Origin of the sequence: Cyanobium sp. T1B-Tous (assembly GCF_024345475.1) — a bacterium.
Taxonomy (GTDB): Bacteria; Cyanobacteriota; Cyanobacteriia; order PCC-6307; family Cyanobiaceae; genus Cyanobium_A.
Window position 1 is genome coordinate 1 of the sequence record NZ_JAGQBE010000032.1, and the last position, 13,752, is coordinate 13,752.

At 69.1% G+C, this 13,752-nt stretch carries 14 protein-coding genes; 5 read left to right on the forward strand and 9 right to left on the reverse strand.

The annotated features are described in order from the left end of the window. Together KBY71_RS08785 and KBY71_RS08790 are read left to right on the forward strand one after the other, a co-directional pair. The coding region (locus tag KBY71_RS08785) for a peptidase domain-containing ABC transporter (protein ID WP_254928548.1) at positions 1 to 1,686 on the forward strand (1,686 nt) is incomplete at its 5' end. After that, the gene (locus KBY71_RS08790) at positions 1,686 to 2,828 is read left to right on the forward strand and encodes an HlyD family secretion protein (RefSeq protein ID WP_254928549.1); all 1,143 of its coding nucleotides are present in this window, start codon (positions 1,686 to 1,688) and stop codon (positions 2,826 to 2,828) included. The genes KBY71_RS08785 and KBY71_RS08790, both read left to right, overlap by 1 nt. On the opposite strand, the gene KBY71_RS08795 is transcribed toward KBY71_RS08790, so the two are convergent. The 5 genes from KBY71_RS08795 to gcvT form a co-directional block, all read right to left on the reverse strand. Further along, the gene (locus KBY71_RS08795) at positions 2,815 to 4,479 is read right to left on the reverse strand and encodes a CTP synthase (protein WP_254928550.1); all 1,665 of its coding nucleotides are present in this window, start codon (positions 4,477 to 4,479) and stop codon (positions 2,815 to 2,817) included. The two genes, KBY71_RS08790 and KBY71_RS08795, sit on opposite strands and share 14 nt — an antisense overlap. Positions 4,480 to 4,537: 58 nt before the next feature. Continuing rightward, a complete protein-coding gene (locus KBY71_RS08800) occupies positions 4,538 to 5,023 on the reverse strand; it encodes a Dps family protein (RefSeq protein ID WP_254928551.1) in 486 nt (161 codons plus the stop codon). Positions 5,024 to 5,091: 68 nt separating this feature from the next. Then, positions 5,092 to 6,009, reverse strand: a complete 918-nt coding sequence (locus KBY71_RS08805; RefSeq protein ID WP_254928552.1) for an RNA polymerase sigma factor, RpoD/SigA family — start codon at positions 6,007 to 6,009, stop codon at positions 5,092 to 5,094. Between the two features lie 101 nt (positions 6,010 to 6,110). Continuing rightward, entirely contained in the window at positions 6,111 to 7,937 is a 1,827-nt protein-coding gene (gene aspS / locus KBY71_RS08810) for an aspartate--tRNA ligase (protein WP_254928553.1), read from the reverse strand. Between the two features lie 62 nt (positions 7,938 to 7,999). Next, on the reverse strand, positions 8,000 to 9,115 hold the full coding sequence (gene gcvT / locus KBY71_RS08815; protein WP_254928554.1) for a glycine cleavage system aminomethyltransferase GcvT: 1,116 nt from the start codon (positions 9,113 to 9,115) through the stop codon (positions 8,000 to 8,002). A gap of 116 nt (positions 9,116 to 9,231) precedes the next feature. On the opposite strand from gcvT, the gene KBY71_RS08820 reads away from it, so the two are divergent. Together KBY71_RS08820 and KBY71_RS08825 are read left to right on the forward strand one after the other, a co-directional pair. Further along, entirely contained in the window at positions 9,232 to 9,474 is a 243-nt protein-coding gene (locus tag KBY71_RS08820) for a hypothetical protein (protein ID WP_254928555.1), read from the forward strand. A gap of 143 nt (positions 9,475 to 9,617) precedes the next feature. Beyond that, on the forward strand, positions 9,618 to 9,977 hold the full coding sequence (locus KBY71_RS08825; RefSeq protein ID WP_254928556.1) for a cyclic nucleotide-binding domain-containing protein: 360 nt from the start codon (positions 9,618 to 9,620) through the stop codon (positions 9,975 to 9,977). Positions 9,978 to 9,990: 13 nt separating this feature from the next. On the opposite strand, the gene speB is transcribed toward KBY71_RS08825, so the two are convergent. Next, positions 9,991 to 10,860, reverse strand: a complete 870-nt coding sequence (speB, locus tag KBY71_RS08830; protein WP_254928557.1) for an agmatinase — start codon at positions 10,858 to 10,860, stop codon at positions 9,991 to 9,993. Beyond that, positions 10,857 to 11,714, reverse strand: a complete 858-nt coding sequence (gene speE, locus KBY71_RS08835; RefSeq protein WP_254928558.1) for a polyamine aminopropyltransferase — start codon at positions 11,712 to 11,714, stop codon at positions 10,857 to 10,859. The genes speB and speE overlap by 4 nt, the downstream gene beginning before the upstream one ends. Positions 11,715 to 11,780: 66 nt before the next feature. Here speE and arfB point away from each other — a divergent pair, with 66 nt between their 5' ends. Further along, positions 11,781 to 12,233, forward strand: a complete 453-nt coding sequence (arfB, locus tag KBY71_RS08840; RefSeq protein ID WP_254928559.1) for an alternative ribosome rescue aminoacyl-tRNA hydrolase ArfB — start codon at positions 11,781 to 11,783, stop codon at positions 12,231 to 12,233. Between the two features lie 97 nt (positions 12,234 to 12,330). Here arfB and mazG read toward each other — a convergent pair whose 3' ends face one another. Both mazG and KBY71_RS08850 read right to left on the reverse strand, forming a co-directional pair. Next, a complete protein-coding gene (gene mazG / locus KBY71_RS08845; protein ID WP_254928560.1) occupies positions 12,331 to 13,206 on the reverse strand; it encodes a nucleoside triphosphate pyrophosphohydrolase in 876 nt (291 codons plus the stop codon). A gap of 38 nt (positions 13,207 to 13,244) precedes the next feature. After that, positions 13,245 to 13,751: a metal-binding protein gene (locus KBY71_RS08850; RefSeq protein WP_254928561.1), complete on the reverse strand. Its 507-nt coding sequence runs from the start codon at positions 13,749 to 13,751 to the stop codon at positions 13,245 to 13,247. Between the last annotated feature and the right edge of the window lies 1 nt (position 13,752).

Sequence of the window (13,752 nt, forward strand, 5' to 3'; positions counted from 1 at the left end):
TACCGCGGCATCCTCACCCAGGTGCTGATCGCCTCCTTTGTGGTGCAGCTGTTCAGCCTGGCCAACCCCCTGCTGATTCAGGTGATCATCGACAAGGTGATCAACCAGCGCAGCCTCGACACCCTGCAGGTGCTCGGCTTCGCCCTGGTGGTGGTGACCCTGATGGAGGGTGTGATCGGCGCCCTGCGCACCTTCCTGTTCAGCGAAACCACCAACCGCATCGACCTGCGCCTCGGCGCCGAGGTGATCGACCACCTGCTGCGGCTGCCGCTCAACTACTTCGACCGCCGCCCCGTGGGCGAGCTGGGCACCCGCATCGCCGAGCTCGAAAAGATCCGCAACTTCCTCACCGGCCAGGCGCTCACCACCCTGCTCGATACGGCCTTCTCGGTGATCTACATCGCCGTGATGCTGCTCTACAGCTGGCTGCTCACCCTGATCGCCCTGTGCGTGCTGCCGATCCAGATCGGCCTCACCGTGCTCGGGGCTCCCCTGTTCCGCCGCCAATACCGCGACGCCGCCCAGGAGAACGCCCGCACCCAGAGCCACTTGGTGGAGGTGCTCACCGGCATCCAAACGGTGAAGGCCCAGAACGTGGAGATGATCAGCCGCTGGAAGTGGCAAGACCTCTACGGCAAATACATCTCGCGCAGCTTCGAGAAAACGATCACCGGCACGGCCCTGTCGGAAACCTCCCAGGTGCTGCAGAAGCTCTCCCAGCTGCTGGTGCTCTGGGTGGGGGCCTCCCTGGTGCTCTCCGGCGACATGACCCTGGGCCAGCTGATCGCCTTCCGGATCATCTCCGGCTACGTCACCCAGCCCCTGCTGCGGCTCTCCTCGATCTGGCAGAGCATCCAGGAGCTCAAGGTGTCGTTTGAGCGGCTGGCCGATGTGGTGGACACCCCCGAGGAGTCCGACGAGGCCGACAAGCAGAAGATCCCTCTGCCCCCGATCTCAGGGGAGGTGACTTTCGATGACCTCTGCTTCTCCTTCACCCCCGGCGGCGCCCAGGTGCTGCGCCACATCGATCTCACCATCCCCGCCGGCACCTTCGTGGGGGTGGTGGGCCAGAGCGGCAGCGGCAAGAGCACCCTCACCAAGATGCTCGCCCGCCTCTATTCCCCCGATAGCGGCCGGATCCTGATCGACCACTACGACATCGACAAGGTGGAGCTCTATTCCCTGCGGCGCCAGATCGGCATCGTGCCCCAGGAGCCCCTGCTGTTCACCGGCACCGTGGCCGAAAACATCGCCCTCACCGATCCCGATGCCAGCAGCGATGCCATCGTGCAGGCGGCCCGGTTGGCCTGTGCCCACGACTTCATCATGGAGTTGCCGGCTGGCTACAGCAGCAATGTGGGCGAGCGCGGCGCCGGGCTTTCGGGCGGGCAGCGGCAGCGGCTGGCCCTGGCCCGCACCCTGCTCTCCCAGCCCCGCCTGCTGGTGCTCGATGAGGCCACCAGCGCCCTCGACTACGACACTGAGCGCCGCGTCTGCGACAACCTGCTCGACAACCTCCAGCACTGCACCGTCTTCTTCATCACCCACCGGCTCTCCACCATCCGCCGGGCCGATCTGATCGTGATGCTGCACGAGGGCGCGGTGGTGGAAACGGGCACCCACGACGAGTTGATGGAGCGCCGCGGCCGTTACTACGCCCTTTACCGCCAACAGGAGGCCAGCTGATGTCGATCGTGCGCCGCGCCCAGAACGCCATTGAGCGGCGGGTGCAGACCAGCCATGAGGAGATGGCGCTGCAGCAATCGCGCTTCCTGGCCCGCACCATCACCTGGGCCCTGCTGGGCACCACGGCGGTGGGCCTGGCCTGGCTGGCCTTCGCCAAAACCGATGAGGTGGTGGTGGCCCCCGGCAAGCTCCAGCCGATCGGCGATGTCAAAACCATCCAGATGCCGGTGGGTGGCGTGCTTGAAACCATGCTCGTCAAAGACGGCCAGCGGGTGACCAAAGGCCAGGTGCTGCTGCGCCTCGACAACGAGGCCACCCTCGACCGCCAGCAGAGCCTGGGCACCACCATCGCCGCCAAGCAGGCCCAGCTGCGGCTCAAGGAGGTGGAGCTGGCCCGCTACCTCAACCTCAACGACACCGAGCAAACGGTGACCGGCCAGAACCTGGTGCTCGAGCGAGAGATCCTCGATCGCCTGGCGGGCCTCAAGGCGGTGGGCGCCTCCGCCGAGCTGCAATACCTCCAGCAGCGCAACAAGGTGCGCGAGGTGGAGGGTGAGCTGGCCAAGCTCAAGGTGGATCGCCTGCGCCAGAGCGCGATCCTCGAGCAGGCGGTGGAGCAGCTCAAGGGGGAGCTGGCCGATCTGGGCAGCAAGCTCACCGAGCTGCGGGTGAACATCCGCTACCAGGATGTGCGCTCCCCGGTGGACGGGGTGGTGTTTGATCTCAAGCCCACCGGCCCCGGCTTTGTGGCCCAGGGCAGTGAGCCGGTGATGAAGATCGTGCCCTTCGATGCCCTCCAGGCCAAGGTGGAGATCGAGAGCAGCGACATCGGCTTTGTGCGGGTGGGCCGTCCGGCCGACATCAGCATCGATTCCTTCCCCGCCACCGATTTCGGCGTGCTGCTCGGCACCGTGAAGGGCATCGGCTCCGACGCCCTACCCCCCGACGAGCGCCACCAGACCTACCGCTTCCCCGCCACCCTCACCCTCGACAGCCAGCAGCTCAAGCTCAAATCCGGCAAGAGCCTGCCGCTGCAGGTGGGCATGTCCCTCACCGCCAACATCAAGCTGCGCAAGGTGACCTACCTGCAGTTGCTGCTGGGCGAGTTCAAGGACAAGACCGATTCCCTCAAGCAGATCTGAGCGGGGCTCCCTGTTCCCCAGCCGCCTGGGCCGGCATCTCCTGGGGAGAGCGCGGCAGCCGTTGCTGGGCCGCCTCGATCAGGCCGCGGAAGAGGGGATGGGGCTTGCCGGGGCGGGAGAGGAATTCGGGGTGGTACTGGCACGCCGTGAAGAAGGGGTGGTCCTTCAGCTCGATCAGTTCCACCAGGCGCCCATCCGGTGAGGTGCCGCTGATCTCGTAGCCCGATTCCAGGAACAGGCTGCGGTAGGCGTTGTTGAACTCATAGCGGTGGCGGTGGCGCTCGTACACCACCTCATCGCCATAGAGCCGCTGGGCCATGGTGCCGCCGGTGAGCCGGCAGGGATAAACCCCCAGCCGCATCGTGCCGCCCAGATCCACCACGTCCTGCTGCTCCGGCAGCAGGTGGATCACCGGATGGGGCGTGTCGGCATCGAGCTCGGCGCTGGTGGCCCCGGTGAGCCCCGCCTGGTTGCGGGCCCACTCGATCACGGCGCACTGCATGCCCAGGCACAGGCCCAGGAAGGGCACCCGCTGTTCGCGGGCCCAGCGGATCGCCGCCACCTTGCCGTCCACGCCCCGGTTGCCGAAGCCGCCGGGCACCACCACCGCATCCATGCCGGCCAGCAGGGTTTCCGCCCCCTGGGTTTCGATCTGTTCGGCGCACACCCAGTGCAGATCGAGGGAGGCATCCCGATCCAGGCAGGCATGGCGCAGGGCCTCCACCACCGAGAGGTAGGCGTCGTTGAGCTGCACGTACTTGCCCACCAGGGCCACCTTCACGGCGGGGCCGGGATGGCGCAGCTTGGTCACCAGCTCCTGCCAGCGGGCCATGTCGCTGTCGTGGTCGGCGAGCTGCAGCACATCGAGCACCTCGCGGCAGAGGCCCTCCTGCTCCATCGCCAGGGGCACCGCATAGATGCTGTCGGCATCGAGGGCCTGGATCACGGCCCGCTCGGGCACGCCGCAGAAGCCACCGATCTTGCGCTTGAGGTCGCTGGTGATCGCCCGGTCGCTGCGGCACACCAGCACGTCCGGCTGGATGCCGATCGAGCGCAGCTCCTTCACCGAGTGCTGGGTGGGCTTGGTCTTGAGTTCGCCCGACACGCCGATGAAGGGCAGCAGGGTCACGTGCACGTAGGCCAGGTCCTGGCGGCCCACATCGCCGCGGAACTCCCGGATCGCCTCCAGAAAGGGCAGCGACTCGATGTCGCCCACCGTGCCGCCGATCTCGGTGATCACCACATCGGCGTGGCTGTTGGCGGCCACCCGGTGGATGCGCTCGCGGATCTCGCCGGTGATGTGGGGGATCACCTGCACGGTGCCGCCGTTGTAGTCGCCGCGGCGCTCCTTGTTGATCACCGCCTGGTAGATCGAGCCGGTGGTGACGCTGTTGAGGCGCGTCATCGCCGTGTCGGTGAAGCGCTCGTAGTGGCCCAGGTCGAGGTCGGTCTCGGCGCCGTCATCGGTGACGAACACCTCCCCGTGCTGGTACGGGCTCATCGTGCCCGGGTCCACATTCAGGTAGGGATCGAGCTTGAGGATCGAAACGCTGTAGCCGCGGCTCTTGAGCAGGCGCCCCAGGCTGGCGGCCACGATCCCCTTGCCGATGCTCGACACGACGCCGCCGGTCACGAAAACGAACTTGCTCATGTCCCTGCGGCGGATCCTTCAATGTACCGGGCACCCCAAGGGCGCTCGCCCCAGCGGGCTAGGCCTCCAGCAGGCTGCGCAGCATCCAGGCCGTCTTCTCGTGGATCTGCAGCCGCTGGGTGAGCAGGTCGGCGGTGGGCTGGTCGTTGGCCGCGTCAGCGGTGACCATCACGCTGCGGATCGTGCGGGCCACGGCCTCATGGCCCAGCACCAGTTCGCGCACCATCTCCAGGGCCGCCGGGATGCCCTGGCTCTCCGGGATCGAGGAGAGCTGGCCGTAGGTGGCGCCGCCAAAGGGTGCCGGGCAGCCCAGGGCCCGGATCCGTTCGGCGATGGCGTCGAGGGCGGTCCACAGCTCGGTGTACTGCCCCATGAACATCAGGTGCAGGGTGTTGAACATCGGCCCGGTGACATTCCAGTGGAAGCCGTGGGTCTTGGCGTAGAGCACGGTGCTGTCGGCCAGCACCCGGCCGAGCCCCTCAGCGATCTGCAGGCGCTGGGCTTCGGGGATGCCGATGTCGATGGGGGGTGGGGTGCTGGCCATGGCGGCGGATCCGGACTCCCTTCCTTGTAGTCCCAATTCGGCGCCCTGGCTCGTGGGCCTGGTGGCCTTCAGTCGAGGCTGCCCAGGTAATCCTTCACCCGGCAGCGGTTCTGGGGCTGGCGCAGCTTCAGCAGGGCGCGCGATTCGATCTGGCGCACCCGCTCCCGGGACAGGTGCAGGGCCTCGCCGATCTCGGTGAGGGTGCGGGGGGTGTCGTCCTCCAGGCCGAACCGCTGGCGGATCACCAGGGCCTCGCGGCTGTTGAGGTCCTGCAGCAGGGCTTCGAGGTCGTCGTGGAGCTGCTCGCGGGCGAGTTCCTGCTCGGGCGTGTCGTGGCTGTCCTCCACCAGATCGCCCAGCTCGGTGTCCTGGTCCTTGCCGACGCGGCCTTCCAGGGAGACGGGCCGGGGCACCTGCAGCAGGGTCTGCCGCACCGTGGCTTCGCTGAGCTCCAGCTCCCGGGCGATTTCCGCCACGCTGGGCGTGCGGCCGTGGCGGGCGGTGAGCTCCCGCTGGGCCCGCTTGATCCGGTTGAGCTTTTCGGTGATGTGCACCGGCAGCCGGATGGTGCGGCTCTGGCTGGCGATGGCGCGGGTGATCCCCTGGCGGATCCACCAGTAGGCGTAGGTGCTGAAGCGGAAGCCCCGGGTGGGGTCGAAGCGCTCCACGGCCCGTTCCAGGCCGAGGGTGCCTTCCTGCACGAGATCGAGCAGCTCCAGGCCCCGGCGCTGGTATTTCTTGGCCACGGCCACCACCAGCCGCAGGTTGGCCTGGATCATCCGCTCCTTGGCCCGCTTGCCGCGGTGCAGGGCCCGGCGCCGTTCGGCCCCATCCAGCGGGCCGTCCTCCCCCTGCTGGAGCAGCTGTTCGCGCTGCTGCACCAGGCGGGCCAGGGTGAGTTCTTCCTCCTGGGTCAGCAGGTCAACCCGGCCGATGTCCTGGAGGTAGAGCCGCACCAGGTCGGTGATGGCGGGGGAGTTGGGCAACCCAAACGGGCAAGGGCGTTCTCACGCTTGCCACCGTCAGCCCGGGCGACGCCGATTGCCCCGATTTGTTTTGGTTTTCACGGTCTGGTCTGTTTTGGTTTTCAGCCGGCCTCCTCCTCCACCCAGGTGCTGGCCACGTGCAGCTCCTCGAGCTGTTTGTCGGCCACACCGGCGGGCGCCTGGGTCATCAGGCAGCGGGCCTGCTGGGTTTTGGGGAAGGCGATCGTGTCGCGGATCGACTCCTCGCCAGCCAGCAGCATCACGATCCGGTCCACGCCGAAGGCCAGGCCGCCGTGGGGCGGCGCGCCCATGTCGAGGGCGTCCATCAGGAAGCCGAACTGCTGGTTGGCCTCTTCCAGGGGCAGGCCGATGGTCTGCAGCACCTGGCGCTGCAGGGCCGAATCGTGGATGCGCAGGGAGCCGCCGCCCAGCTCCAGGCCGTTGAGCACCAGGTCGTAGGCCTGGGCGCGGGCCGTGGGCAGGGTGGTGGCCCAGGCGGCCGGATCGTCGCCCAGATCCGCGGCGTTGGGGGCGCAGAAGGGGTGGTGCAGCGCCTCGAGGCGGTTTTCGCCGGCGTTGAACTCGAACATCGGGAAATCCACCACCCAGAGGAAGTTCCAGCTGTCGTTGTCGCGGTCGGGCTGTACCAGGCCCAGCTCGCGGGCCAGGAACTGGCGCACCCGATCAAGGGCCTTGTTCACCGTGGCGGTGTCGCCGGCGCCGAACAGGATCAGGGTGCCGGGCTCGGCCCCGGTGCGCTCCAGCAGCTCGGCCTTCGTGGCTTCGGAGAGGTTGTCCTTGATGGCGCCGATCGTGTCGATCTCGCCGCCCTCGCGCACCCGGATGAAGGCCAGGCCGCCAGCGCCGGCGGCCTGGGCCTCACTGAACACATCGCCGCCGGGCTTGATGCGCACGTTGCTGAGGGCGTCGTTGCCGCCGGGCACCGCGATGCATTTCACCGAGCCGCCGGCGGCCACGGCGCCGGAGAACACCTTGAAGCCCATGCCGGCCACCAGGTCGGACACATCGGTGAGCTCCAGGCCGTAGCGGGTGTCGGGCCGGTCGGTGCCGTAGCGCGCCATGGCCTCATGCCAGGTGAGGCGCGGGAAGGGGCGGGGCAGCTCCACGCCTTTCACGGCCTGCCAGATGCTGGCGATCAGGGCTTCGTTCAGCTCCAGGATGTCCTCCTGGCCCATGAAGCTCATCTCGATGTCCAGCTGGGTGAATTCCGGCTGGCGATCGGCCCGCAGGTCCTCGTCGCGGAAGCAGCGGGCCACCTGGTAGTAGCGCTCGATGCCGCCCACCATCAGCAGCTGCTTGAACAGCTGGGGCGACTGGGGCAGGGCAAACCACTCGCCGCCGCACACCCGGGAGGGCACCAGGTAGTCGCGGGCGCCTTCGGGGGTGGAGCGGGTGAGCACCGGGGTTTCCACCTCGATGAAGCCCTGGTCTTCGAGGAAGCGGCGGGCGGCCTGGATCGTGCGGGCCCGCAGGCGCAGGTTGCCGTTCATGCGCTCGCGGCGCAGGTCCAAATAGCGGTGGCGCAGCCGCAGCTCCTCGCGGGTGTTCTCCTCGTCGTGCACCGACACGGGGAAGGGCAGGTTGCCCTTCACGGCATTCAGCACGGTGATGGCGCTGGCCAGCACCTCGATGCGGCCGGTGGCCAGCTTGTCGTTGATGGCGTCGGCGGGGCGCTCCCGCACCGTGCCCTCCACCTGCACCACCGTCTCGTTACGCAGGTGCTCCGCCACGGCGAACATGGCGGCGCCGTTGTCGGGGTCCACGGTGATCTGCACGGTGCCGCTGCGGTCGCGCAGGTCGATGAAGATCACGCCGCCATGGTCCCGGCTGCGGTCCACCCAGCCGCAGAGCTGAACGGCCTGGCCGCTGGCGCCTTGGCGCAGGTCGCCGCATCCGTGGCTGCGCATGCTGAGGAGGTGGGGAGAGCAATGGGCGATTGTCCCACCCGGTGGGTTGATTGGTGGTGCTGTCAGCGCCGATAAAACGGACGCTTCACCACCACCGCGGGCTCGGCCTTGCCGCGGATCTCCACGGCCAGTTCGGTGCCCAGCTTGGCGGCCGCCACCGGCACGTAGGCCAGGGCAATGGCTTGGCCGAGGGTGGGTGACCAGGTGCCGCTGGTGATCTCGCCAACCCGCTCGCCGTTCTGGAGCACCGGGTAGCCATGGCGGGCGATGGCACGCCCCTGCAGGGTCAGGCCCACCAGGCGCCGCTGCACCCCCTCGGCGGTCTGGCGCTCCAGCACCGCCCGGCCGATGAAGGGTTTCGGCATCTCCAGGTGCACCAGCCAGCCCAGTCCCGCCTCCAGGGGCGTGGTGGCGGCATCCATGTCGGAGCCATAGAGGTGCATGGCCGCCTCCAGGCGCAGGGTGTCGCGGGCGCCGAGGCCGCAGGGCGTCACCCCCTCGGCCAGGAGCTGGGTCCAGAGGGCCAGGCCCGCATCGCGGGGCAGCAGCAGCTCAAAGCCGTCTTCGCCGGTGTAGCCGGTGCGGCCCACGAAAGCTGGGGCCCCAGCCAGGTTGAGTTCCCGGTGGCCGAAGCGGGGCAGGCCGGCCAGGTTGGCCCCGCTCAGGGCCTCCAGGCGGGCCTGGGCCCCGGGGCCCTGCAGGGCCAGCAGCACGCCATCGCCCTTGCGGTTGGCCACCGTGATGCCCTGGGGCTCCAGCTGGCTGCGGATCCAGGCCGTGTCGGCCTCGGCACAGGCGGCGTTGATCACCAGCAGCAGCTCGTCGGTGCTGCCATCGCTGCTGCCATCGCCACTGGCCACCTGCCCCCGGTCGTAGACGATCACGTCGTCGCGGATGCCGCCGGCGTCGTTGAGCAGCACCGTGTAACAGGCCTCGCCGGGGCCGATGCGGAACAGGTCGGTGGGCACCAAGCCCTGGAGGGCATCCTTGGCTCCCGCCCCCCGCAGGGTGAGCACCCCCATGTGGGAGATGTCGAACATCCCGCAGCCCTGGCGCACGGCGTGGTGCTCGGCCACCAACCCGGCAAACTGCACGGCCATCTCCCAGCCGGCGAAAGGCACCATGCGGCCGCCGGCGGCCTTGGCGGCATCAAAGAGAGGGGTGCGCTGGAGGGCCATGGCCGGATCCTATGCAGACCCTGCGGCAATCCAGAAGGAACTCGGAAGATTCGGTTGTCCGCCTACCCGGATTCCGTAGCCGTGCATACGTTGAGAGACCCAAACCTCACGCCTGGATGGGTCAGCGCCCCTGCTGCCGCAGCTGCCGCCATTGCGCTCCCCCCAGTGGGGCGGAATTCGGCTGGTGCCAGCTGCGCCAGCTGCCGATCCATCCCGACCTGGCCGCTGAACTGTGGTGTCACCACTGGACGGCCCGGCCGCCACGGTTGCCGGTGATGGCGGCGCCGTCCTCCGGCGCAGGAACGGCCACCGAGCCCAACCACCAGCTGAGCCTCGAATCGGCCCTGACGGAAAGCTGAAGCAAATCTAAAGTTTTGCCCCGAATGGTTCCCTGTGTACCCCGTCACTAGGCACCGGGGGCAGGGGGGCAGTATTAAGGACCTCTGGTGGTGGGGGTTCTGAATTGGTTGCAACTCCAGCGACATACACCACAACCGAGTTGATGGCGGCCCAGGTGGACTGTGAGGTCCTCACCTTGCCGACCGGTGCCAAGGTGTTTTCTCGGGGCTCCCGGGCCGATTCCATCTATGGCGTGCGGCGCGGCATCGTCGAAGTGATCGGGGAAGGCGGCGAAAAGCTCTGCTACCGCCCTGGTGAGCTGTTCAGCTACCAGGACATCGTCTGGCGGGATGGCATCTACCGCAATGACGCGTTTGCCCGCACACCTGTGGAAATCCTGCGCCTCGACCGGCTGCGGTTCCTCAACCTGCTGCACAACCACCCCACCCTGGCGGTGCAGCTGATCAGCCAGCAGCACGAGCGCCTGCGGGAACAGCGCACCAGCGGCACCTGCTGCTACTGAAGGTCGTTTCGCCTCAGCGATCCAGCAGGAATAACAGGCTGCGCACCACCTTGGCGGCCAGCACGCTGCTCACGCCCGTGGGATCGAGCATCGGCGCCAGCTCCACCACGTCGGCGGCCACCAGGCTGTGGTGGCGCAGCTCCTCCACCAGGGCGGCGAAATCCCGCCAGAGGAAGCCACCCGGCTCGGGGGTGCCGGTGCCCGCCATGACGGCCGGATCAAACCAATCCAGATCCACGGTGAGATAGAGGGGCTTGCCGCGCAGGGGCTGCAGCGCCTCGGCCATGCGCTCGATCGCCACCAGTCGGCCGCTCTGGCGCAGTTCGGCGAACTCCTCGCGGGTGCCGCTGCGGATGGCGATCTGCAGCAGCTGCTGGCTGGGCAGCACCTCCAGGCAGCGGCGCATGGCGCAGGCATGGCTGTGGTGGGCGCCGAGCCAGGTGTGGCGCAGGTCGGCGTGGGCATCGAGCTGCACCAGCACCAGATCGGGGTGCTGGGCCGCCACCGCCGCCACGGCGCCGGAGCTGATCGAGTGCTCGCCGCCGAGCATCAGCGGTTTCAGCCCCAGGGCCAGCACCGCCTCGGTGGCGGCTTTCACCGCGGCCACCACGGGCTCGGGGGCGCCGAAGGGGATGTCCACGGCGCCCAGATCGGCGATGGCCAGCTCCTCGAGGTCGCGATCGAGCTGGGGGTCGTAGCTCTCCAGGCCCGGGCTCACCTCGCGGATGGCGGCGGGGCCGAAGCGGGTGCCGGGGCGGAAGGAGGTGGTGCCGTCGTAGGGCACGCCGAACAGGCCGACGCGGCAGCCGGCCGGATCGCGCTGGCTGCCCATGTAGATGGCGCCGTCGGTGTCAAATAAATCGCTGTCGAAGAGGTTGGTCATGCGTTGAGGGCGCGCTCGATGGCGGCGGGGATGGCGTCGAAGGCGCCGCGCTGCCAGCGGGGACTCCAGATCTCCGAGCCAGCGACCACGGCCGCGGCACGGGAGGGATCCGGCTGCAGATAGCGACGGCCGTCGCTGGCGGCGAACGTCCAGCTCCACCAGCCGCTCGGATACATGGGCACCCAGCCGTACATCGGGTCGGCATGGCCGAACACCTCGCGGATCAGTTTCACCGTGTCGAGGTGCACCTGGCGGAAGGCCTCGGGCGATTCGCTCTGGGTGGCAAACACACCGCCCGGCTTGAGGATGCGCCGGCACTGCTCGAAGAAGGCCCGGTTGAACAGGCCTTCGGCGGGGCCGGCCGGATCGGAGCCATCCACGATCACCACGTCGTAGCTGGCATCCGGGGCGTTGGCGGCCCAGGCGATGCCATCGCCCACGGTGAGGTGGAAGCGGGGGTCGCTCCAGCAACCCCCACCGATGGAGGGCAGGTGCTGCTGGCTCCACTCCACCACCAGGCCATCGATCTCGACCAGGTCGAGGTGCCGCACGCCGGCGTGGCGCAGGCATTCGCGGGCGGTGCCGCCATCGCCACCGCCGATCACCAGCACCCGCTCGATGCTGGCGGCGCTGCAGAGGGCCGGATGCACGATCGCCTCGTGGTAGTGCCGCTCCTGGCGCTCGGCCGTCATCCAGCAGCCATCGAGCAGCAGGCCCTTGCCGTAGCGCGTGCTGTCGATGATCGTGACGCGCTGAAAGGGCGAATCCTGCTCGGCGATCACCGTGCCCTCGAGGCCGTAGCGCACGCCGTCGAAGATCTCGTCGATCCAGTTGGGGGCGGGCGGGGTGCTCACAGGCCTGGGGGTTGCTCTTCCCAGACTTGCGCATCGCCTGTGTGCTGCCCATGACAGGCTCGGGGCATGGCCCCAGCGCGCCCCAGCGACGACCTGCAGGTGACCCCGGCGGTGCTGATTCCGGCGGCCGCCCTGGCCTGGCGCTTTTCGCGCTCCTCCGGGCCCGGCGGCCAGAACGTGAACACCACCGATTCGCGGGTGGAGCTGGTGTTCGATCTGGCGGCGTCCCAGGCCTTGCCGCCCCTGCTGCAGGCCCGGGCCCTGCGGCGGCTGGAGGGAACCCTGGTGGATGGGGCGATCGTGATCGCCGCCAGTGAGCACCGCTCCCAGTGGCAGAACCGGGTGGCGGCGCAACGGCGGCTGGTGGCGCTGCTGCAGGAGGCGATCAAGCCCCCGCCCCCGCCGCGCCGGCCCACCAAACCCACCCGGGGCTCCCAGGAGCGGCGCCTGGCGGCCAAGAAACAGCGCGGGGCCATCAAGGGCCAGCGGCAGGCCCGCCCCCAGTTGCCGGAGGATTGAGGCCCCCAGCGCGGTCTGGCCTGGAGTCGTGTGCCGGGTGGTGTCCCTGAATCTGTACAGGCTGTACAGAACTTGTGAGGGTGGGGCCGCCAGGGGTTCAGGGGCTGGCTGGCGATCCGTTTTCGGCCCTGATCTGGGCCTTGGCCTGCTGCCAGAGGCCTTCCAGTTCCTGGATCGAGCGGCCGCCCAAGTCGCCGCCTAGGGCCGCTTCGACGCGGGAGAAGCGATCGAGGAAGCGGCGGTTGGTGCCGGCTAGGCCCGCCTCGGGGTCGATGCCGCACCAGCGGGCCACGTTCACCAGGGTGAACAGCAGATCGCCCAGCTCCTCCTGGGCGTGGGCCCGATCGCCGCTGGCCCTGGCTTCGTCCACCGCTTCCTTGAGCTCATCGAGCTCCTCGTGCACCTTCTCCCACACGCCGTCGATGCCGTCCCATTCGAAGCCGGCCGCGGCGGCCTTCTTCGAGATCGTCATGGCGCCGGCCAGGGCGGGTTGGCCCCGCACCTTGCCCGCCAGGCGATCGCTGAGGGGGCTGGCGCTGGTTTGGGCTTCGGTGGTGTTGGCGGCCTGGCGTTGGATCTGTTCCTCCGTCTTGATCGCTTCCCAGAGCTGCTTCACCGCCGCGCTGTCGGCGGCTTCCGCCTCGGCGAACACGTGGGGGTGGCGGCGCACCAGCTTGGCGCTGAGGCCCGCAGCGATCGCGGCCAGATCAAAGCGACCCTCCTCGCTGGCGATCTGGGCGTGCAGCACCACCTGCATCAGCAAGTCGCCCAGTTCCTCGGCCAGGTGCTGGTCGTCGCCGTGGCGGATGGCATCGGCCACCTCGTGGGCCTCCTCCAGCACGTAGGGCACCAGGGAGGCGTGGGTTTGCTCCCGGTCCCAGGGGCAGCCTCCCTCGGGATCCCGCAGCCGGGCCACCACGGCGATCAGCTCGGCGAGGGCCGCAAGGGTGGGGGTGCTGGAGGGGGAGCCCATGGCGGTGACGGTTGGCGGTGCGCGGTTGGGCCACCCTCTCACCGGCGCCGCCGGCGCCAACGCCGCAGCAGCCGCGGGGTTTTGGGCATCGGATCACCGTCCTGCACCAGATGCAGCCAGGTGCTGGCCTCCAGGCCCACCAGCGCCGCGATCACCAGGGGCTGGTGCCCCTGCCAGAGCTGCTGGGCTCCCTGCACCAGGGCGGCTGGCGCGGGGGTGCCGAGGGGTTGGCCCAGCCAGCTGAGGCCGATCAGCAGGGCCCCCAGATAGAGCAGTCGCCCGCAGCTGCCCACCACGGGGCTGTGACTGATCACCGAGCGGTGGCGCAGCAGGCGGCGGTAGGGCCACCACAGCAGCCGCAGGGGCCCCCAGCGGCGCGTGGGGTTGGAGCGGGTGTCGAGGTCGGGGGAGAGCAGCAGGCCCCCCAGCAGGAAGGCCAGGCCGGCACAGGCCACCCCCGCCAGGCCCAGCAGCGGCCACCACAGCAGGCCGAAGGGCAGGCTCAGGGCCCAGGTGGCCCGGTCGTGGCTGCGGCCGCTGGCCACG

Coding starts and splice junctions, on each gene's coding strand:
- KBY71_RS08790 (WP_254928549.1), top strand. CDS start 1,686: ATGTCGATCGTGCGCCGCGCCCAGAACGCCATTGAGCGGCGGGTGCAG.
- KBY71_RS08795 (WP_254928550.1), bottom strand. CDS start 4,479: ATGAGCAAGTTCGTTTTCGTGACCGGCGGCGTCGTGTCGAGCATCGGC.
- KBY71_RS08800 (WP_254928551.1), bottom strand. CDS start 5,023: ATGGCCAGCACCCCACCCCCCATCGACATCGGCATCCCCGAAGCCCAG.
- aspS (WP_254928553.1), bottom strand. CDS start 7,937: ATGCGCAGCCACGGATGCGGCGACCTGCGCCAAGGCGCCAGCGGCCAG.
- gcvT (WP_254928554.1), bottom strand. CDS start 9,115: ATGGCCCTCCAGCGCACCCCTCTCTTTGATGCCGCCAAGGCCGCCGGC.
- KBY71_RS08820 (WP_254928555.1), top strand. CDS start 9,232: ATGGGTCAGCGCCCCTGCTGCCGCAGCTGCCGCCATTGCGCTCCCCCC.
- KBY71_RS08825 (WP_254928556.1), top strand. CDS start 9,618: ATGGCGGCCCAGGTGGACTGTGAGGTCCTCACCTTGCCGACCGGTGCC.
- speB (WP_254928557.1), bottom strand. CDS start 10,860: ATGACCAACCTCTTCGACAGCGATTTATTTGACACCGACGGCGCCATC.
- arfB (WP_254928559.1), top strand. CDS start 11,781: ATGGCCCCAGCGCGCCCCAGCGACGACCTGCAGGTGACCCCGGCGGTG.
- mazG (WP_254928560.1), bottom strand. CDS start 13,206: ATGGGCTCCCCCTCCAGCACCCCCACCCTTGCGGCCCTCGCCGAGCTG.